16 protein-coding genes are annotated in these 17,795 nt (G+C 62.2%); 3 read left to right on the top strand and 13 right to left on the bottom strand.

All coding sequences use genetic code 11. From position 1 onward, the window contains the following. Positions 1-49: 49 nt before the first annotated feature. Positions 50-1,441: an L-cystine transporter gene (locus NPS47_RS15305; RefSeq protein WP_274295707.1), complete on the bottom strand. Its 1,392-nt coding sequence runs from the start codon at positions 1,439-1,441 to the stop codon at positions 50-52. A 240-nt stretch (positions 1,442-1,681) separates the two neighbouring features. On the opposite strand from NPS47_RS15305, the gene NPS47_RS15300 reads away from it, so the two are divergent. Further along, positions 1,682-2,737: a haloacid dehalogenase-like hydrolase gene (locus NPS47_RS15300; RefSeq protein ID WP_274295706.1), complete on the top strand. Its 1,056-nt coding sequence runs from the start codon at positions 1,682-1,684 to the stop codon at positions 2,735-2,737. 13 nt (positions 2,738-2,750) lie between these two features. Here NPS47_RS15300 and NPS47_RS15295 read toward each other — a convergent pair whose 3' ends face one another. The 11 genes from NPS47_RS15295 to NPS47_RS15245 all read right to left on the bottom strand — a co-directional run bounded on the left by NPS47_RS15295 (position 2,751) and on the right by NPS47_RS15245 (position 13,562). After that, positions 2,751-3,395: a methionine ABC transporter permease gene (locus NPS47_RS15295; RefSeq protein ID WP_274295705.1), complete on the bottom strand. Its 645-nt coding sequence runs from the start codon at positions 3,393-3,395 to the stop codon at positions 2,751-2,753. Beyond that, the gene (locus tag NPS47_RS15290; protein WP_274295704.1) at positions 3,385-4,512 is read right to left on the bottom strand and encodes a methionine ABC transporter ATP-binding protein; all 1,128 of its coding nucleotides are present in this window, start codon (positions 4,510-4,512) and stop codon (positions 3,385-3,387) included. Before NPS47_RS15290 ends, NPS47_RS15295 begins: the two co-directional genes overlap by 11 nt. A gap of 1 nt (position 4,513) precedes the next feature. Next, the gene (locus tag NPS47_RS15285; RefSeq protein ID WP_274295703.1) at positions 4,514-5,317 is read right to left on the bottom strand and encodes a MetQ/NlpA family ABC transporter substrate-binding protein; all 804 of its coding nucleotides are present in this window, start codon (positions 5,315-5,317) and stop codon (positions 4,514-4,516) included. Next, positions 5,310-6,695, bottom strand: a complete 1,386-nt coding sequence (locus NPS47_RS15280; RefSeq protein WP_274295702.1) for an LLM class flavin-dependent oxidoreductase — start codon at positions 6,693-6,695, stop codon at positions 5,310-5,312. Before NPS47_RS15280 ends, NPS47_RS15285 begins: the two co-directional genes overlap by 8 nt. After that, positions 6,695-7,900, bottom strand: coding sequence for an SfnB family sulfur acquisition oxidoreductase (locus tag NPS47_RS15275; RefSeq protein ID WP_274295701.1), 1,206 nt, complete (start codon positions 7,898-7,900; stop codon positions 6,695-6,697). The genes NPS47_RS15280 and NPS47_RS15275 overlap by 1 nt, the downstream gene beginning before the upstream one ends. Before the next feature lie 21 nt (positions 7,901-7,921). Continuing rightward, positions 7,922-9,163, bottom strand: a complete 1,242-nt coding sequence (locus tag NPS47_RS15270; protein ID WP_274295700.1) for an SfnB family sulfur acquisition oxidoreductase — start codon at positions 9,161-9,163, stop codon at positions 7,922-7,924. A gap of 175 nt (positions 9,164-9,338) precedes the next feature. Then, complete coding sequence (locus NPS47_RS15265) at positions 9,339-10,061, bottom strand: hypothetical protein (RefSeq protein ID WP_274295699.1); 723 nt, start codon at positions 10,059-10,061, stop codon at positions 9,339-9,341. A 170-nt stretch (positions 10,062-10,231) separates the two neighbouring features. Further along, complete coding sequence (gene tcyN / locus NPS47_RS15260; protein WP_274295698.1) at positions 10,232-10,993, bottom strand: L-cystine ABC transporter ATP-binding protein TcyN; 762 nt, start codon at positions 10,991-10,993, stop codon at positions 10,232-10,234. A gap of 6 nt (positions 10,994-10,999) precedes the next feature. After that, positions 11,000-11,665: a cystine ABC transporter permease gene (gene tcyL, locus NPS47_RS15255; RefSeq protein WP_274295697.1), complete on the bottom strand. Its 666-nt coding sequence runs from the start codon at positions 11,663-11,665 to the stop codon at positions 11,000-11,002. Beyond that, positions 11,662-12,456 (bottom strand): cystine ABC transporter substrate-binding protein, encoded by a 795-nt coding sequence (tcyJ, locus tag NPS47_RS15250; RefSeq protein WP_274295696.1) that lies wholly within the window; start codon positions 12,454-12,456, stop codon positions 11,662-11,664. Before tcyJ ends, tcyL begins: the two co-directional genes overlap by 4 nt. Positions 12,457-12,563: 107 nt before the next feature. Further along, the gene (locus NPS47_RS15245) at positions 12,564-13,562 is read right to left on the bottom strand and encodes a D-cysteine desulfhydrase (protein WP_274295695.1); all 999 of its coding nucleotides are present in this window, start codon (positions 13,560-13,562) and stop codon (positions 12,564-12,566) included. Between the two features lie 192 nt (positions 13,563-13,754). On the opposite strand from NPS47_RS15245, the gene epsC reads away from it, so the two are divergent. After that, complete coding sequence (epsC, locus tag NPS47_RS15240; RefSeq protein WP_274295694.1) at positions 13,755-14,687, top strand: serine O-acetyltransferase EpsC; 933 nt, start codon at positions 13,755-13,757, stop codon at positions 14,685-14,687. Positions 14,688-14,860: 173 nt separating this feature from the next. Next, positions 14,861-16,861, top strand: a complete 2,001-nt coding sequence (betT, locus tag NPS47_RS15235) for a choline transporter BetT (RefSeq protein ID WP_274295693.1) — start codon at positions 14,861-14,863, stop codon at positions 16,859-16,861. Between the two features lie 99 nt (positions 16,862-16,960). Here betT and tauD read toward each other — a convergent pair whose 3' ends face one another. Further along, complete coding sequence (tauD, locus tag NPS47_RS15230; RefSeq protein ID WP_274295692.1) at positions 16,961-17,794, bottom strand: taurine dioxygenase; 834 nt, start codon at positions 17,792-17,794, stop codon at positions 16,961-16,963. Position 17,795 lies beyond the last annotated feature (1 nt).

Here is a 17,795-nt window from a genome sequence, read left to right as displayed (position 1 = left end):
GGGTGTTCAATCCACACTGTGGGAGCGGGCTTGCCCCGCGATGAGACTGTCAGGAGTGCGTCAGTTGCGCATGCTCCTGAGTCTCAAGCACTGACTTGTCCGTCTGCTTGAGCATCTGGCTGGTAATCGCCCCCGCCGTCATCGAACCGTTCACGTTCAACGCCGTACGGCCCATGTCGATCAGCGGTTCAACCGAGATCAGCAACGCCACCAGCTCCACCGGCAAGCCCATGGCCGGCAGCACGATCAGCGCGGCGAAGGTCGCACCGCCACCGACTCCGGCGACACCCGCAGAACTCAGGGTCACGATAGCTACCAGTGTGGCAATCCACAGCGGATCCAGCGGGTTGATGCCAACAGCCGGAGCCACCATCACCGCCAACATTGCCGGGTACAGACCGGCACAACCGTTCTGACCGATGGTCGCACCGAACGAAGCGGCAAAGCTGGCGATCGACTGCGGAATGCCCAGGCGCAGGGTTTGTGCCTCGATGCTCAGCGGAATGCTGGCGGCACTGGAGCGGCTGGTGAAGGCAAAGGTCAGTACCGGCCAGACCTTGCGGAAGAAGCGCAGCGGGTTGACGCCGCTGATCGCCAGCAACACGCCATGCACCACAAACATCAGCCCCAGGCCGATGTAAGAAACCACGACAAAGCTGCCGAGCTTGAGGATGTCGTCCAGGTTCGAACTGGCCACCACCTTGGTCATCAACGCCAGCACGCCATACGGGGTGAGCTTCATCACCAGGCGCACCAGGCGCATTACCCAGGCTTGCAGGGTGTCGATGGCAGCCAGGGCGCGATTGCCCTTTTCCGCATCATCCTTGAGCAGTTGCAGGGCAGCCATGCCGAGGAACACGGCAAAGATCACCACACTGATGATCGAGGTCGGCTTGGCCCGGGCCAGGTCGCCTACCGGGTTGCTGGGGATGAACGACAGCAGCAGCTGCGGGATATTCAGCTCGGCGACCTTGCCCACGTAGTCACTCTGGATCGCCTGCATCCGTGCGGTTTCGGCGGTACCGGCAACCAGGCCTTCGGCGGTCAGGCCGAACAGGTTGGTCAGGACGATACCGATCAGCGCGGCAATCGCCGTGGTGAACAGCAGGGTGCCGATGGTCAGGAAGCTGATCTTGCCCAGCGACGAGGCGTTGTGCAGGCGGGCCACGGCGCTGAGGATCGAGGCGAAGATCAGCGGCATGACGATCATCTGCAGCAACTGCACATAGCCGTTGCCGACCAGATCGAGCCAGCTGATGGTGGCCTTGAGGATCGGGTTGCCAGCGCCATAGATGGCATGCAGGGCAGCCCCGAACAGCACGCCGAGGACCAGACCGACCAGGACTTTCTTGGCCAGGCTCCAGTTGCCATGACGGGTTTGTGCCAGGCCTAGCAGCAATGCCAGGAACGCCAGCAGATTGAGTGACAGCGGCAGATTCATTGAAGCTCCAGAGAAAAGGCGGGGCATCGCCTCTGTGTGCGATTGCGAACAGAAATGCTAACAGCATGAAAACCAACGAATTTATATCAAAAGGTAATTTGTATAGTCGTTTTTGGAATATAGGTATGTCGCAAATGGCATGTACGACGACGCGGAGGCGTTCGTTGGCGTCGCTGTCAGGTCGTGCCGGGCCCTTTACTTTGGCTAGCGTTGGTGAGCCTCTTTTCTGGAGAAATGCACATGACGTCTGCTCCGAAAGTTCTTGCTGCCGGTCTGGCACTGCTGCTGGCCGGTCAAACCTGGGCCAGCGAACTCAAGCATTGGCCTGCTTATGCAGCCAGGCAGCTGGACACGATGATCGCGGCCAATGCCAACCAGGGTAACTACGCGGTGTTCGACATGGACAACACCAGCTACCGCTTCGACCTCGAAGAGTCGTTGTTGCCGTTCATGGAAAACAAAGGACTGCTCAGCCGGGAAAAACTCGATCCGTCGTTGAAGCTGATGCCGTTCAAAGACACTGCCGAACACAAGGAAAGCCTGTTCAGCTACTACTACCGGCTGTGCGAAATCGATGACATGGTCTGCTATCCCTGGGTTGCCCAGGTGTTTTCCGGCTTCACCCTCAAGGAGCTCAAGGGCTATGTCGATGAGCTGATGGCTTCGGGCAAACCGGTCCCCAGCACCTACTACGAAGGCGATCAGGTCAAGAGCATCGAGGTGCAGCCGCCGAAGATCTTCACTGGCCAGACCGAGCTGTTCAACAAGCTGATGGCCAACGGCATCGAGGTGTATGTGATGACCGCCGCCTCCGAAGAGCTGGTGCGCATGGTCGCCTCCGATCCCAAATACGGCTACAACGTCAAACCGCAGAATGTCATTGGTGTCAGCCTGCTGCTCAAGGACCGCGAGAATGGCGCGCTGACCACCGCGCGCAAACAGATCGGCGCTGGCAACTATGACCCGCAGGCCAACCTGGGGCTGGAGCTGACGCCTTACCTGTGGACCCCGGCCACCTGGATGGCGGGCAAGCAGGCGGCGATCCTGACCTACATCGATCAATGGAAGAAGCCGGTACTGGTCGGTGGCGATACCCCCACCAGTGACGGCTATATGCAGTTCCACAGTGTCGATGTCGGCAAGGGCGGCATCCACCTGTGGATAAACCGTAAAGCCAAGTACATGGACCAGCTCAACGGCATGATCGCCCAGAACGCGGCGGCCCAGGCCAAAGAGGGCTTGCCGGTAACGGCGGACAAGAACTGGGTGATTGTCACCCCTGAGCAGATTCAATAAACAGCAGTCTGGGTCAGCGTTTGTTCAGGCCTTTGGCCAGCCGGTCACCGCCGAGCTGGATCAAGGCCACCAGCACCACCAGCATGACGATCACGGTGAGCATGATCTGGCTGTCGAAACGCTGGTAGCCGTAGCGGTAGGCGATATCGCCCAGGCCGCCAGCGCCGATGGCTCCAGCCATGGCCGAGGAGTTGATCATGGTCACCAGGGTGATGGTGAAGCCGCCGACGATGCCCGGCAGGGCCTCGGGCAGCAGCACGTGCCAGACGATGTGCCAGCGTCGGCAACCCATGGCCTGGGCCGCTTCGATCAGGCCATGGTCGACCTCACGCAGGCTGACTTCGGCGATTCGCGCAAAGAACGGTGTGGCGGCGATGGTCAGTGGCACCACCGCAGCCCAGACCCCATAGGTGGTGCCGACAATCAGGCGGGTGAAGGGGATCAGCGCGACCATCAGGATCAGGAACGGAATCGAGCGGAACAGGTTGACGAAGGCCCCGAGCACCCGGTCCAGGGTTGGCGCCTCGAAAATCCCGCCTTTGCCGCTGGTGACCAGAATCACCGCCAACGGTATCCCGGCGAGCAAGGCGATCAGTGACGACACGCCGACCATCAGCAAGGTATCGAGTACGCCCTGGAGCAAGCGATCAGTCCACATAACCCAGTACCTCTACCTGCGTGGCCCACTGCCGGGCACGTTCGATGACCTGCTCATGGCTGTGCGGCGAGTTCGCCACCGACAGCAGCAATTGCCCCAGCGGTCGCCCCTGGATCTGCTCGATACCGCCTTGCAACAGGCTGATCCGGCCACCGAGGCTGGCGAACAATGTGGATAACTCCGGTGCCTGACGCACAGTGCCGCTGACTTTCAGGTTCAGCACCAGCGCCGCTTCGGCACTGCCCGGCTGGGGCTGCAGGCGTGCCTGCAAGGCGGCCGGCACGGCGGCTTGCAAGGGCGCGAGCAAGGTTTTGCTGACCTCGTGCCGGGGATTGCCGAACACCTGCCAGACCGCGCCTTGCTCAACGATGCGTCCGCGTTCGAGCACCACCACCCGCTGGCAGATATCGCGGATCACCGCCATTTCGTGGGTAATCAGCACGATGGTCAGGCCCAGGCGCTGATTGATGTCGCGCAGCAGCTCAAGGATTGACGCGGTAGTTTCCGGGTCGAGGGCTGAGGTTGCTTCATCGCAGAGGAGAATGTCCGGGTCGTGAACCAGTGCCCGGGCGATGCCGACGCGCTGCTTCTGCCCGCCCGACAATTGCGCGGGATAGGCGTGGTGTTTTTGCTCAAGACCGACCAGCTCCAGTAGCTCGGCAACCTTACGCTGGCGCTGAGCCTTGGGCACGCCGGCGACCTTGAGAGGCAACTCGACGTTCTGCCACACGGTCTTGGCCGACATCAGGTTGAAGTGCTGGAAAATCATGCCGATGCGCCGACGCAGGCGTACCAGGCGGTCTTCATCGAACTCGCCGATGTCGACCTGATCGATCAGCACCCGACCAGCACTGGGCTGCTCAAGGCGATTGATGGTGCGGATCAGCGACGACTTGCCCGCGCCGCTGCGGCCGATGATGCCGAAGATCTCACCGCGCTGAATGTTCAGGTCGATGGCTTCCAGCGCCGGAGCGGTTTGCCCCGGGTAGGTCTTGCCCAGGCCGATGAAGCGTACATGGGCACTGCTTAGCTCAGGGTGCAGGGCCCGTTGCCGGGCCTGCTGCAGCGGCGCAAAGGACGGCTCCTCTGGCGCCAGGAGGGCGGTGGCGGCGCTCATTTCAGCTCTCCCAGCCCGGTTGGTAAAGTTTGCCGTGGGCTTTGTCGAGCGCGGCACGCACGGCTGGCGAGTGCTGGTAGATGTCGATGAACCTGGCCAGGCGCGGATCGTCCTTGTTCTGCGGGCGGATAACGAACTGGATCACGTATTCCTTGTGATCGAGGCCATCGAACAGCAAGGCCGAGGTGGCATCGAAGGTGTTGGCCAGGCGGATATAGGCCGGATAACCCTGGACCAGATCGGCATCGTCATAGGCGCGCACCAGTTGCACGGCTTCGACCTGAAGGATCTTCAGCTGCTTGGGATTGGCGATGATGTCTTCTTCGCTGGCCTTGTAGCCGACGCCGGGTTTGAGCGTGATCAAACCGGCCTTGGCCAGCAGCTGCAGGCCGCGGCCGCTGTTGATCGGGTCATTGGCGATGGCCACGCTGGTGCCTTGCGGCAACTCATCAAAGCTTTTGTACTTTTTCGAGTACAGGCCGACGTTGTTGATGATCCCCGAGGCATAGGGCACCAGATCAAAGCCGGCCGCCGCCTTGGCGTTTTCCAGGAACGGGATGTGCTGGAAGTAGTTCACGTCGATATCGCCGCTGGCCAGGCTGACGTTGGGCGCGATCCAGTCGCTGAACTCGATCAGTTCGACGTCCAGCCCCTGTTTTTTCGCCTCGCTGACTGCCGCTTCCAGCGGGATGGCGAAGGCTGCGGTGGTGCCGACTTTTAACGCATCGGCGGCCTGGGTGGTGGAAAACAGGCCAAGGGTCAGGGCCAGGGCCGCGACGGGGCGGGCAAGGAAGGTCTTAAGCATGCTGTAGCGCTCCGCTCGGGGGGGTGTGGCGATAGCTGGCGCCGGGATGCTCGGCGGGCAGCAGGGGCTGGTCACTGGCGAAGAGTTTTTCGCGCAGGGTGCCGTGTTCGTAGGCGGTCTTGTACGAGCCGCGGCGCTGTAGCTCGGGGATCACCAGGTCGATGAAGTCGACATAGCTTTCCGGGGTCACGGTGCGGGTCAGGTTGAAGCCGTCCAGGCCGGTTTCGGCGATCCAGCTTTCCAGTTCGTCGGCGACCTGGGTGGGCGAGCCGACCAGGGTGATGTAGCGCCCGCCGAGGGCGTGCTGGTCGAGCAGCTTGCGCCGGGTCCAGTCGTTGTTCTGCAGGGTCTTGGTCGCCGACTGGATGGCGTTGCTTTTGACGTACTGGATCGGTTCGTCCAGTGCGTAGGTAGAGAAGTCGATACCGGTGGAGCTGGCGAAGTGTGCAACCCCCGCTTCGGCACTGGCGTAACGCAGATACTCGGCGTGCTTGGCCCAGGCTTGTTCCTCGGTACGCGCGACGATCACGGTCAGGCCCATGAATACCTTGATCGCCTCGGGATCACGGCCGGCGGCGACGGCAGCGGCGCGGACCTTGTCGACCTGGGCACGGGTACCGGCCTTGGTCTGGCCGCTGATGAACACACACTCGGCATGGTTGCCGGCAAAGCCCAGGCCGCGCTCGGAGCTGCCGGCCTGGAACAGCACCGGGGTACGTTGCGGCGAGGGTTCGCACAGGTGATAGCCTTCGACCCGGTAGAACTCGCCCTGGTGCTGCACCTTGTGCACTTTGTCCGGGCGCGCGTAGACCCGCTGCTGGCGGTCGTTGGTGACTGCGCCGTCTTCCCAGCTGCCTTCCAGCAGTTTGTACAGCACCTGCATGTATTCGTCGGCCTGATCGTAGCGGCGGTCGTGTTCAGCCTGCTGTTCAAGGCCCATGGCCCGCGCGGCACTGTCCAGATAGCCGGTGACGATGTTCCAGCCCACCCGGCCACGGCTCAGGTGATCGAGGGTCGAGAGCTTGCGGGCGAACAGATAGGGCGGCTCGTAAGTCAGGTTGGCGGTCAGGCCGAAGCCCAGATGCCGGGTCACCGCAGCCATGGCCGATACCAGCAGCAACGGGTCGTTGACCGGCAGTTGGATCGACTCCTTGAGCGGTACGTCGACCTTGTTCTGGTAGACGTCGTAGACCCCGACGATATCGGCGATGAACAGCCCGTCGAATAGCCCGCGCTCAAGCAGCCGGGCCAGTTCGGTCCAGTACTCCAGGGTCTTGTACTGGGTCGAGGTGTCCCGCGGGTGAGTCCACAGGCCGTGGTTGATGTGGCCAATGCAGTTCATGTTGAAGGCATTGAGGAGGATTTTCTTTTTGGCCATCAGATGGTCCCCCGCAGCGGTGGGTTCTCATCGTTGAGGTAGTAGTTGCCGATGGCGTGGTACTTCCAGCGCACCGGGTCGTGCAGGGTATGCACGCGGGCGTTGCGCCAGTGGCGATCGAGGCCATGTTCGGCAAGGGTGGCCTGGCTGCCGGCCAGTTCGAACAGGGTGCTGCCGGCGGACAGGGAAATTTCTGTGCTGATTGCCCGGGCTTCGGCCACGGCGATCGAGGCGGCGGCCACGGTGCTGGCGTTGGGTTCGGCCTGGGCCTGGTCGAGGTACTCGCCGGCGCGCTCAAGCAGGGCCTCGGCAGCATGCAGACGGATCGCCAGGTGACCGAAGGACTTCAGCGTCAGCGGATCGTCGCTGGCTTTGTCGATGCCGGAATCGATCCACGGCCGGCTGCGGGTGCGCACGAACTGCAGGGCATCTTCGTAGGCGGCGCGGGCAATGCCGGTGTCGATTGCAGCATGAAGAATCTGCGCCAGCGGGCCGACCGTGGTCGGCCGTTCGAAGGCACTCTGGAAGGGCACCACGTCATCGGCGGCAACGCGGACATCGTCGAACAGCACCGAGCCGCTGCCGGTGGTGCGCTGGCCGAAGCCGCTCCAGTCGTCGATCACCTGCAGCCCGGCGCTGTCGGCGGGGACAAACACCAGCTGCTGTACACCCTGCTCATCGACCACCGAAGTGGGAATGCGCTGGGCATAAAGGGCGCCGGTGGCGTAGAACTTGCGCCCGTTGATGCGGTAGGCGTCACCGTCACGGCTCAGTGCCGTGGTGCGGTCGAGGGCGGTTTTCGTCCCAAGTTCCGCCAGAGCGTTGCCGAAGCGTTTGCCGGCCAGTACTTCGGCGTACAGGCGCTGCTGTTGTTGCGGGCTGCCATTTACCCGCAGCACTTCCAGGGCATAGAAATGGTTCTGCGGAATCTGGCCCAGGGAGGCATCGGCCTGGGCGATGCGCGCGATCACTTTGGCCAGGGTGACGTTGGAGACCCCTGCACCACCAAAGGCTTTGGGGACACTGATGGCCCACAGGCCGGAGTGCGAAAACAGCGTCAGTTCCGGGTGTGGCAAACGACGTTCGCGGTCGCGCAGGATGCTGTCGCGGCGCAGCTCGCCCGCCAGTTCTTCGGCAATCTGCAAAGCCTGGGCGTCAGTGTGGATGACCGCGACGTTTTCGTGCGGTTGCGGCAGAAGGCTCATAAATAGGCTCCAGTGGTCTGGTCAGATCCAGGAATGCCGGGCAGGCAAGGTACCGTTGAGGTGATAGGCGCCGACGGCGTGGTATTTCCAGCGCACCGGGTCGTGGAGTGTGTGGACGCGGGCGTTGCGCCAGTGCCGGTCGAGGTTGAACTCGGCGAGGGTGGCGCGGCTGCCGGCCAGTTCGAAGAGCTTCTCGCTGGCCTGCAGGGCGATCTCGGTGGTCAGCACCTTGGCTTCGGCCACGGCAATCGAGGCCCGGGCTGCCGAGGCGTCGTCCACGGGCGCGGCGTTGACTTCATCGAGGGTGCGCGCCGCCTTGCTCAACAAGGCCTGGGCGGCATGCAGTTCAAGCTGCAGGCGACCGATGTCGGCGATTACGTAAAGGTCATCGCTGGCGCGTTCGACCTTGGCATCGATCCATGGTCTCGACTTTTCCCGTACGAAGGCGATGGCATCGGCGACCGCCGCTTCGGCGATACCGGCATCGATGGCCGCCTGGATCAATTGCGAGGCGGCGCCCTGGATGTTCGGCACCTCGTTCTGGCGCCAGTTGTCGATCACCAGCTCCGCGTCGACCTGAACCCGATCCAGCAGCACGGTACCGCTGGCGGTGGTGCGCTGACCGAAGCCGGACCAGTCATCGACGATGCGCAGCCCTGGCGTGCCGCGGCGGACAAAGGCCATGACCTGACGGCCTTCATCGTTCAACGCTTTGACTGCTACCCAATGGGCGAACAGCGCCCCGGTGGAATAGAACTTCTGGCCGCTGAGCACATAGTGGTCGCCCTCGCGTGTGATCCGTGCCTTGAGTTCCAGGGTGTGCTTGCTGCCGCGTTCGGGGCCGGCATTGCCGATCCGCCAGCCGTCGAGCACCGATTTGAACAGCAGGTCCTTCTGCCGTTCACTGGCAGTGCCTTTGAGCAACTGCAGGATGCCGAACTGGTTCTGCGGGATTTGCCCCAGCGCCGGGTCGGCGGCGCTGATGATGCGAAACACTTCGGCGATGGTGACAAACGACACCTGCGCGCCGCCGTAGGCGCGGGGAATGGAAATGCTGCCGAGGCCGCTGCGGGTGAACTGTTCGATTTCTGCCCAGGGCAGCTTGCGTTGCTGGTCGCGTCGGGCGGCCTGCTGGCGGGCAACTTCGGCCAGCTCACGGGCGGCCTGCAGGGCCTCGGCGTCGCTGCGCAGGACCTTGGCCGGCAACAGCAGCGGGGCGCTGTCCAGATCACTGTGGACGTTGGTATCTGCCAGACTGGACATCAGTGCCGCTCCCTGGCTGCACTCAATGCCCTGGCGTTACGCACTGGGGTGATTGTGTTCCTGACCATAACCTTACCTCACGTATTGGAAAGGTCGGCGCGGGCTGCGCCGACTGAAATGCGCTGGTCCGGTGGTCCGGTTCATATACCCTAATGCTGTATAAAAATTTAATAAACTAACTTGTTGGAATATAGATAGAAGTACTCGATGGTCGCCTGGCAAACACTCTCAGGTGTACTGCAGGCGCCCACTGCGAGCGGTTGCCGACCCGGTCGAGAATGCAGTAACTCAGTTCCAGGTGTCGGTCGGGGCCGTTTTCCTCGATCAATGTCAGAGGGATCCTGGCCTGCAGCGGCTGGCCGACCTGGCACTTGCTGACGCCAGGCAAATCCACGCGCAGGTCGCCCCAGCGCAAGGTGATCCGGTCACCTTCGGCCATGTTCCGGTAAGGCGCCAGGGTGCAGGGCAGGTCGCTACTCAGGGTGTCGATGAACAGGCCTTCGCGACGTACCCGGCTCGCCAACTGCAAGGGTTGCAAATGTTCGTGTGTGGCATTGCCTCCGGGGCAGTCGAGTTTCACCAGTACCTGCCGCTCAGGTGAGCGCAACGGCTGGGTGCCGGGCTTGAGCAGGCGGTAATGCAGGCGGTGGTTACCGTTATGCAGCAAGCTGGCGGGTATGCGCAGGTCGATGCTGTCATCCGGCTCATGGGCTTGCAGGGTGTGGGCGGCGACAAAGCGTTGACCCCAGAACAGGGTCAGCAGATCGCCCGCTTCCATGGGGGGCTGAATAAGCACGCGCGCACGTAATTGCGCGGCGCTGTGGCATCCGATACCGCCAGCATTGATGCCGGGGAGGGTCGGTGGAGAAAGTTCGGGTCCTTGGCTGACATTGGGCATGGCGCGCATCCTTGGCATGAGCATCTGCAGGATTGGCGGTTATTGGCCAGCAGGCGCGCAGGATCAAGCCCGCGCACTGCCATCTGGCCGCTGGCGGAGAACTTCGGAACAGGACTACGCCCACAGGGAAAACCTGCGGGCGCGATTGCGGATGGGGTCTGGCGGGGAACTCAGTACCCGGTGTTCTGGACACCGAGGAATTTGCCGAGGAACTGCCGGGTTCGCTCTTCCCGGGGGTGAGCGAACAGTGCGCGGGCTTCACCTTGTTCGACAATCACGCCCTTGTCGAAAAAAATCACCCGGTTGGCCACATCGCGGGCGAAGCTCATTTCATGGGTGACGATGATCATCGTGCGTTTTTCCTCGGCCAGGCCGCGGATGGTCGCCAGCACTTCACCGACCAGCTCAGGGTCCAGTGCCGAGGTCGGTTCGTCGAACAGAATCACCTCAGGCTCCATGGCCAGGGCCCGGGCAATCGCCACGCGTTGCTGCTGGCCGCCGGACAGCTTGCGCGGGTACGACGCTTCCTTGCCCGCCAGGCCGACCTTGGCCAGCAGTTTCATGCCCAGCGCCACGGCTTGTTCGCGCGGGGTCTTCTTGACCACCAACGGCCCTTCGATGACGTTCTCCAGTGCCGTGCGGTGGGGAAACAGGTTGAAGTTCTGAAACACGAAACCGACCTGCTGGCGCAGCTTGCGGATCAGGCCTTGCTGTTTGGCCAGGGGCAGGTTGGCATCGATGGTTACGTCACCGACCTGGATACGTCCGCTGCTCGGCGTTTCCAGCAGGTTCAGGCAACGCAGGAAGGTGGTCTTGCCGGAGCCGCTGGGACCGATGATGGCGATGACTTCGCCGGCCTCGACCTTCAGGCTGATGTCGTTGAGTACCGTCTGGCCATTGAACTGTTTGCTCAGTCGCTCTACCACGATCATGCCGCGTTACTCCTGGTCGTGCCGGTTGACCCGCGCTTCCAGGCGGTTCTGCAGGTGCGCGAGAACGCTGGCCAGCACCCAGTAGATCAGTGCGGCGGCAAGGTACATGGTGAAAATTTCAAAGGTACGGGCGGTGATGAGCTGGGCCTGACGGAACAGTTCCGGGACCTGGATGGTGGCAGCCAGGGCGGTGTCCTTGACCAGCGAGATGAAGCTGTTGCCCAGTGGCGGCAAGGCTGTGCGCGCCGCCTGTGGCAGGATCGCCCGGCGCATGGCCTGGCCGCGGGTCATGCCGATACTGGCCGCCGCTTCCCATTGGCCGCGATCGATGGAACCGATGGCTGCACGCAAGATTTCACAGGCGTAGGCGGCCATGTTCAGCGAGAAGCCGATCAGGGCCGCCGGTAGCGGGTCCAGTTCCAGCCCCAGTTGCGGCAGCCCGTAGTAGATCATGAACAGCTGGACCAGCAGCGGCGTGCCGCGAAAGAACGACACGTAGACCCGCGCCGTCCAGCTCAGCAGCTTGAGCGACGACAGGCGCATCAGCGCCAGGCCGAAACCCAGCAGCAGCCCGAAGAACATCCCGCCGAGGCTCAAGATGACCGTGTAGTACGCGCCCTTGAGCAGAAAGGGCGCGCTGTCGAGCGCAAGCTGCAGACTTTCTTCGATCATTTAGTCACATCGGCGCCAAAGTACTTCTGGGACAGCTTGGCCAGGGTGCCGTCGGCACGCAGCTTGTCCAGTGCCTTGTTGATGGCATCGAGCAGCTCAGGCTCGCCCTTGCGCAGGGCGATACCGGCTTCTTGGCGCGAGAACGCGTCACCGGCAGCGGTAGTGTCCTTGGCTTTCTTGGCGTATTCCAGAGCGGCCAGGCGGTCGATCAGGATGGCGTCGATACGGCCGACACGCAGTTCCTGGAACTTGGTCGGATCGTCTTCGTAAGTGCGCACGTCAGCGGTCGGTACATTGGCTTTGACCCACTGTTCGTAGTTGGTGCCCAGGCCTACCCCGACCTTCTTGCCGCCCAGGTCGGCAGCGGATTTGATGTTCAGCTCGGCGGCCTTTTTCGTCAGCACCAGCGCCTGAATACCGGAAACGGTGTAAGGCTCGGAGAAGTCGTACTTCTTCTTGCGTTCTTCGGAGATGGTCACCTGGTTCACCACCGCGTCGAGACGTTTGGACTCCAGAGCTGCCAGGATGCCGTCCCACTTGGTTGGCTGGATCTTCGCCTTGACGCCCAGCTCCTTGGCCAAGGCCTCAGACAGCTCCACTTCAAAACCCGACAGTTTGCCGTTCTCATCGACGAAGCTGAACGGCGGGTAGGTACCTTCCAGGCCGATGTTGATCACACCATTGTCCTTGATGGTTTTCAGCTGCTCACCGGCAACCGCCTGGCCGAGCAGCGTGGCGCCCAGCAGCAGGGCGACGCCCGCATTGAGAATCTGTTTAGCGATTACTGTCATGACGAAGCCCCAATGTTGTTGTGATGTGGTTGGCGACTATAGGGTGACGCTAATAGGCTTAAAAATAATATAAATTCATTTTGTTATATTATTTTTGTATATGTCATTTAACTGTTCCAGACCTCAGGGTAGGCGAATAATGCCGGTGCCCCACCGGTATGCAGGAAAATCAGCGGACCGTCGTCGAATCGCTGGCGGGCAATGCCGTCGATCAGGCCGGCCATGGCCTTGCCGGTGTACACCGGGTCGAGCAACAAACCTTCCTGGCTCGCCAGCAGGCGAATCGCGGCCAGGGTGCCGGCATTCGGTTCGCCATAGCGCGGAGCGAAGTACTCATCCCAGAGTTCGATCTTGAACGTCTCGGGCAGGCGAATGCCCAGCAGCTCGGCGGTACGTTCGGCCAGCCCCTCGACTTTTGGCCGCTGCGCTTCGTCACTGCGCGACACGGTCACGCCGATCACCGGTAACTGTGGCAACACCTCGGCCAGGGCGATGGCCAGACCGCTATGGGTGCCGGCACTGCCAGAGGCGAGGACCACACCGGCGAACTGTTCACCGCAATGCTCGATCTGGGTAGCCAGCTCGAGACCTGCGCGCACATAGCCCAGTGCACCGAGCGCGTTGGAGCCGCCGATAGGCACGATGTAGGGTTTGCGTCCGCTGGCGTGCAGGCGTACGGCCATGGCCTGCAGTTGCTCGTCGGCGTTGTCGAGGTTATCCACAAGCTCGACCTTGGCGTCGAACAGGTCCAGCAACAGGCGGTTGCCGTTGTGCTGGTAATTGAGCGAGTCAGTGCCGGTCGGGTTTTCCAGCAGGGCCACGCAAGCGAGGCCGAGTCTGGCCGCCAGGGCAGCGGTCTGGCGCACATGGTTGGACTGGATCGCCCCGGCGGTGACCAGGGTATCGGCGCCCTTGCTCAGGGCATCGGCAGCCAGGTATTCGAGTTTGCGCAGCTTGTTGCCGCCCAGGGCCAGCGGTGTGCAGTCGTCACGTTTGACGTAGATGTCGCGGCCAGCCCAGGCCGAGAGGCGGTGCAGCTTTTCCAGCGCGGTCGGCGCGCCAAGCAGGTCCAGACGATTGAAGCGGGAAAGCTGTCGGTCGATCATGGCAATACATCTGCTAGGGAAAATCCGACTATAGGCAGCGCTGGGCCAGTGGGCAACTCCCGGCCTTATGCCGGCTATATTGCGTTTTGGAATAAAGGGTTATTTTTTCTCCCGCCCGCATTTGCCGTAAAGTGAGCGTCTATCTGGCGGCCTTCTCATTCCATCATCGCCGCCGCGGCAGGAGACGTAACCGTGAGCGAAAACGCGCAGACTGGGCATTGGCAACTGCAGGGCATTGTTGCCGGCTTGCGTAGCGCCCGTGACATATGGCGCAGCAGCAATGGTCGTAGCAGTGGTGAGCAAGGGGGCCGCGAGCTGCCTTCGCGCGAAGCCATGCGCCACATCCTCGAGCAATTGTGCGGGGCGCTGTTTCCGATGCGTCTTGGGCCGGTGGACCTGCGTGAGGAAAGCGAAGATTTCTACGTCGGGCATACCCTCGATTCTGCCCTGACTGCCTTGCTAGCCCAGGCGCGCCTGGAGTTGCGTTATGTCGCCCGTCACGGCAAGTGCAACACCGCCGACGTCGACGCCACCGCGCTTCGTTTGATCCAGGACTTCGCTGCCGCGTTGCCGGGCCTGCGCAGTGTGCTCGACACCGACGTGCTGGCGGCCTTCCATGGCGACCCGGCGGCGCGTAGCGTCGATGAAGTGTTGCTGTGCTACCCCGGCATACTGGCGGTCATCCACCACCGTCTGGCCCACCACCTGTATCGCTCCGGCCTGCCTTTGCTGGCACGAATCAGCTCGGAGCTGGCGCATTCGGCCACCGGCATCGACATCCATCCGGGGGCGCAAATCGGCAAAAGCTTCTTCATCGACCACGGCACCGGTGTGGTGATCGGCGAAACGGCGATCATCGGCGAGCGGGTACGCATTTATCAGGCCGTGACCCTGGGGGCCAAACGCTTCCCGGCGGATGAGGACGGGCAGTTGCAAAAAGGCCATCCGCGTCACCCGATCGTCGAGGACGACGTGGTGATTTATGCCGGTGCGACTATTCTGGGACGCATCACCATCGGCAAGGGTTCGACCATCGGCGGCAACGTCTGGTTGACCCGCAGTGTGGCGCCGGGCAGCAACCTGACCCAGGCCAATCTGCAGCACGATGACGGGACCCAGAAGTAGCCGCAGCAGGGCTTGGATTGCGGCATCGGGTCGCATTGCGGACCCCATCCATGTTTAACTTGAACGCTTGATCAAGTTAAAACGGTGGTCCGCTGCCGGCGTTCAACAGGAGGAAACCCTTTGCTGAACCCGTTCAATCCAAGCCTTTCCCCTCATCTCGAGGTGCACGTTTAATGGGTGCGCCGAGTTCCTCAACCAGCGGCAAGATCCGCATGAATCCGCCGGTTTTCTATTTCGCGGCGAGCTTTATCCTCATTTTCGGACTGGTGGTCATCAGCAATCCGCAAGCGGCCGGTGAATGGTTGCTGGCGGCGCAGAACTGGGCGGCCAATACGGTCGGCTGGTACTACATGCTGGCAATGACGCTGTACCTGGTCTTCGTGGTGGTCACCGCCTTGTCCGGCTACGGCAAGATCAAGCTCGGTGCCGACCACGACGAACCCGAGTTCAGCTACCTGTCGTGGGCCGGCATGCTGTTCGCCGCCGGTATCAGCATTACCCTGTTCTTCTTTTGCGTCTCCGAACCCTTGACCCACATGCTCCAGCCGCCCCAGGGGGAAGCCGGAACGGTCGAGGCCGGGCGTCAGGCGATGCAGTTGCTGTTCCTGCATTGGGGCCTGCATGGCTGGGGCGTGTTCGCCTTCGTCGGTATGGCCCTGGCCTATTTCGCCTATCGCCACAACCTGCCGCTGGCCCTGCGTTCGGCGCTGTACCCGCTGATCGGCAAGCGCATCAACGGGCCGATCGGTTATGCGGTGGATGGCTTCGGCATCATCGCCACGGTGTTCGGCCTGGGTGCCGACATGGGCTTTGGCGTGTTGCACCTGAACTCGGGCCTGGATTACTTGTTCGGCATCCCGCATACGCAATGGGTGCAGGTAGCGCTGATCACTTTGATGATGGGCGCGGCGGTTGCAGTTGCCGTGGCCGGGGTCGAGAAGGGCGTGCGGGTGATGTCCGACATCAACATGTTCCTGGCCTGCGCGCTGCTGCTGTTCGTGCTGTTCGCCGGGCCTACCCAGCACCTGTTCAATACCCTGATCCAGAACCTGGGCGATTACCTTGGCGCGTTGCCGAGGAAGAGTTTCGACGTCTATGCCTATAACGAAGCCCGGGACTGGCTGGGTGGCTGGACCGTGTTCTACTGGGCCTGGTGGATTGCCTGGGCGCCCTTTGTCGGGCTGTTCATCGCGCGGATTTCGCGTGGCCGCACCATTCGTGAGTTCGTCTTCGGCGTGCTGCTGATCCCGCTGGGTTTCACCCTGGCGTGGATGTCGATCTTCGGTAACAGTGCAATGACCCAGGTGCTCGATCACGGCATGACTGCGTTGGGCCAGTCGGCCATCGATAACCCGTCGATGACCCTCTACCTGTTGCTGGAAACCTATCCCTGGAGCAAGGCGGTCATTGCCGTCACGGTGTTCATCAGCTTTGTGTTCTTCGTCACCTCGGCCGACTCGGGCACCGTGGTGTTGTCGACCTTGTCCGCCCGTGGCGGCAACGCCGACGAAGACGGGCCGAACTGGTTGCGGGTGTTCTGGGGGGCGATGACTGCCCTGGTGACCATCGGCCTGCTGTTCGCCGGCAGCATTGACTCATTGAAATCGGCGGTGGTACTGACCTCGCTGCCGTTCTCGGTGATTCTGCTGGCAATGATGTGGGGCCTGCACAAGGCGTTCTACCTGGAGTCGCAGCGCCAGATCGCGCAGATGCATTCGCTGGCGCCGTTCGCCAATTCGCGGCGTGGCCGTGGAGGCTGGCGTCAGCGTTTGAGCCAGGCGGTGCATTTTCCTTCGCGCGACGAGGTCTACCGGTTCATGGATGACGTGGTGCGCCCGGCGATTGCCGAGGTGACCGAGGTGTTCGTCGAGAAGGGCCTGAACGTCATTACCCAGGAAGACCCGAGCCATGACAACGTCAGTCTGAAGATTGGCCATGGCGAGGAGCAGCCGTTCATCTATCAGGTGCAGATGCGTGGCTACTTCACACCGTCATTTGCCTTGGGCGGGCTGGGTACCCAGGAGTTGAAGAACCGTCGTTACTATCGGGCCGAGGTGCATCTGAGCGAAGGCAGCCAGGACTATGACCTGGTGGGCTACAGCAAGGAGCAGATCATCAACGACATCCTCGATCAGTACGAACGGCATATGCAGTTTTTGCATCTGGTGCGTTAAGCCTGCTGGCCTCATCGCCGGCAATGCCGGCTCCCACACTTGCTCGGTGTATGCCGCCCTGTGGGAGCCGGCCTTGCCGGCGATAGCCGCGCCGCCGACTCAGAACGGCGCATCCCCGAGAATCGTCGCCCGGTGCATCACCCGCCGCTGCGGCCGGTAGTCATCCACCGCGTAATGCTGAGTCACGCGGTTGTCCCAGAAGGCCACGTCGTTCTCCTGCCAGCGCCAGCGAATGGTGAACTCCGGCCGCGTGGCATGGGCGAACAGCAATTTCAGGACCGCCTCGCTTTCCGCTTCGCTCAGCTCATTGATCCGTGTGGTGAACCCCTCATTGACGAACAGCGACTTGCGCCCGCTGACCGGGTGCGTGCGGATCACCGGGTGCGACAGCGGCGGGTTGCTGCGCCGGGTCGCTTCCCAGCGTTGCAGGTCTTCGGGCGTGGTACCAAAGCGCTCCAGCGGGAAAGACTTGGTGAAGTCATGGGTCGCGGTCAAGCCGTCGAGCAGCTGCTTGAGCGGTGCCGACAACGCTTCGAACGCGGCGATACCGCTGGCCCACAAGGTGTCGCCACCGTAGGTTGGCAGTTGCTTGGCGCTGAGCACCGCACCCAATGCCGGGGTCGGCAGGAAGGTCACGTCGGTGTGCCAGATGGCGTTGTCGCGCACGTCGGTCACGGCGGTGTCGAGCACCAGCACCTGCGGGGTTTGCGGCACGTTGGGGTAGATCGGGTGGATATGCAGATCGCCAAAGCGCGCGGCGAATTCAGCCTGCTGTTGTGGGGTGATCGGCTGGTCGCGGAAGAACAGCACCTGATGCTTGAGCAGGGCCTGCTCGATGGTGTCGCGTTGTTCGTCGTTGATCGCGCGGCTCAGGTCGACACCGCTGATCTGTGCGCCGAGTGCAGTGCTCAGCGGAGTAATGGTCAGGCTCATG

The organism is Pseudomonas putida (genome assembly GCF_028682475.1).
GTDB classification, from domain to species: Bacteria; Pseudomonadota; Gammaproteobacteria; order Pseudomonadales; family Pseudomonadaceae; genus Aquipseudomonas; species Aquipseudomonas putida_AG.
The sequence above is the reverse complement of the archived record's forward strand: the minus strand, read 5'-3'. Positions and strand labels throughout refer to the sequence as shown.

What these genes read in the sequence shown, in the direction of transcription:
- NPS47_RS15305 (WP_274295707.1), bottom strand. Translation starts at nt 1,441, where the DNA reads ATGAATCTGCCGCTGTCACTCAATCTGCTGGCGTTCCTGGCATTGCTG.
- NPS47_RS15300 (WP_274295706.1), top strand. Translation starts at nt 1,682, where the DNA reads ATGACGTCTGCTCCGAAAGTTCTTGCTGCCGGTCTGGCACTGCTGCTG.
- NPS47_RS15295 (WP_274295705.1), bottom strand. Translation starts at nt 3,395, where the DNA reads ATGTGGACTGATCGCTTGCTCCAGGGCGTACTCGATACCTTGCTGATG.
- NPS47_RS15290 (WP_274295704.1), bottom strand. Translation starts at nt 4,512, where the DNA reads ATGAGCGCCGCCACCGCCCTCCTGGCGCCAGAGGAGCCGTCCTTTGCG.
- NPS47_RS15285 (WP_274295703.1), bottom strand. Translation starts at nt 5,317, where the DNA reads ATGCTTAAGACCTTCCTTGCCCGCCCCGTCGCGGCCCTGGCCCTGACC.
- NPS47_RS15280 (WP_274295702.1), bottom strand. Translation starts at nt 6,695, where the DNA reads ATGGCCAAAAAGAAAATCCTCCTCAATGCCTTCAACATGAACTGCATT.
- NPS47_RS15275 (WP_274295701.1), bottom strand. Translation starts at nt 7,900, where the DNA reads ATGAGCCTTCTGCCGCAACCGCACGAAAACGTCGCGGTCATCCACACT.
- NPS47_RS15270 (WP_274295700.1), bottom strand. Translation starts at nt 9,163, where the DNA reads ATGTCCAGTCTGGCAGATACCAACGTCCACAGTGATCTGGACAGCGCC.
- NPS47_RS15265 (WP_274295699.1), bottom strand. Translation starts at nt 10,061, where the DNA reads ATGCCCAATGTCAGCCAAGGACCCGAACTTTCTCCACCGACCCTCCCC.
- tcyN (WP_274295698.1), bottom strand. Translation starts at nt 10,993, where the DNA reads ATGATCGTGGTAGAGCGACTGAGCAAACAGTTCAATGGCCAGACGGTA.
- tcyL (WP_274295697.1), bottom strand. Translation starts at nt 11,665, where the DNA reads ATGATCGAAGAAAGTCTGCAGCTTGCGCTCGACAGCGCGCCCTTTCTG.
- tcyJ (WP_274295696.1), bottom strand. Translation starts at nt 12,456, where the DNA reads ATGACAGTAATCGCTAAACAGATTCTCAATGCGGGCGTCGCCCTGCTG.
- NPS47_RS15245 (WP_274295695.1), bottom strand. Translation starts at nt 13,562, where the DNA reads ATGATCGACCGACAGCTTTCCCGCTTCAATCGTCTGGACCTGCTTGGC.
- betT (WP_274295693.1), top strand. Translation starts at nt 14,861, where the DNA reads ATGGGTGCGCCGAGTTCCTCAACCAGCGGCAAGATCCGCATGAATCCG.
- tauD (WP_274295692.1), bottom strand. Translation starts at nt 17,794, where the DNA reads ATGAGCCTGACCATTACTCCGCTGAGCACTGCACTCGGCGCACAGATC.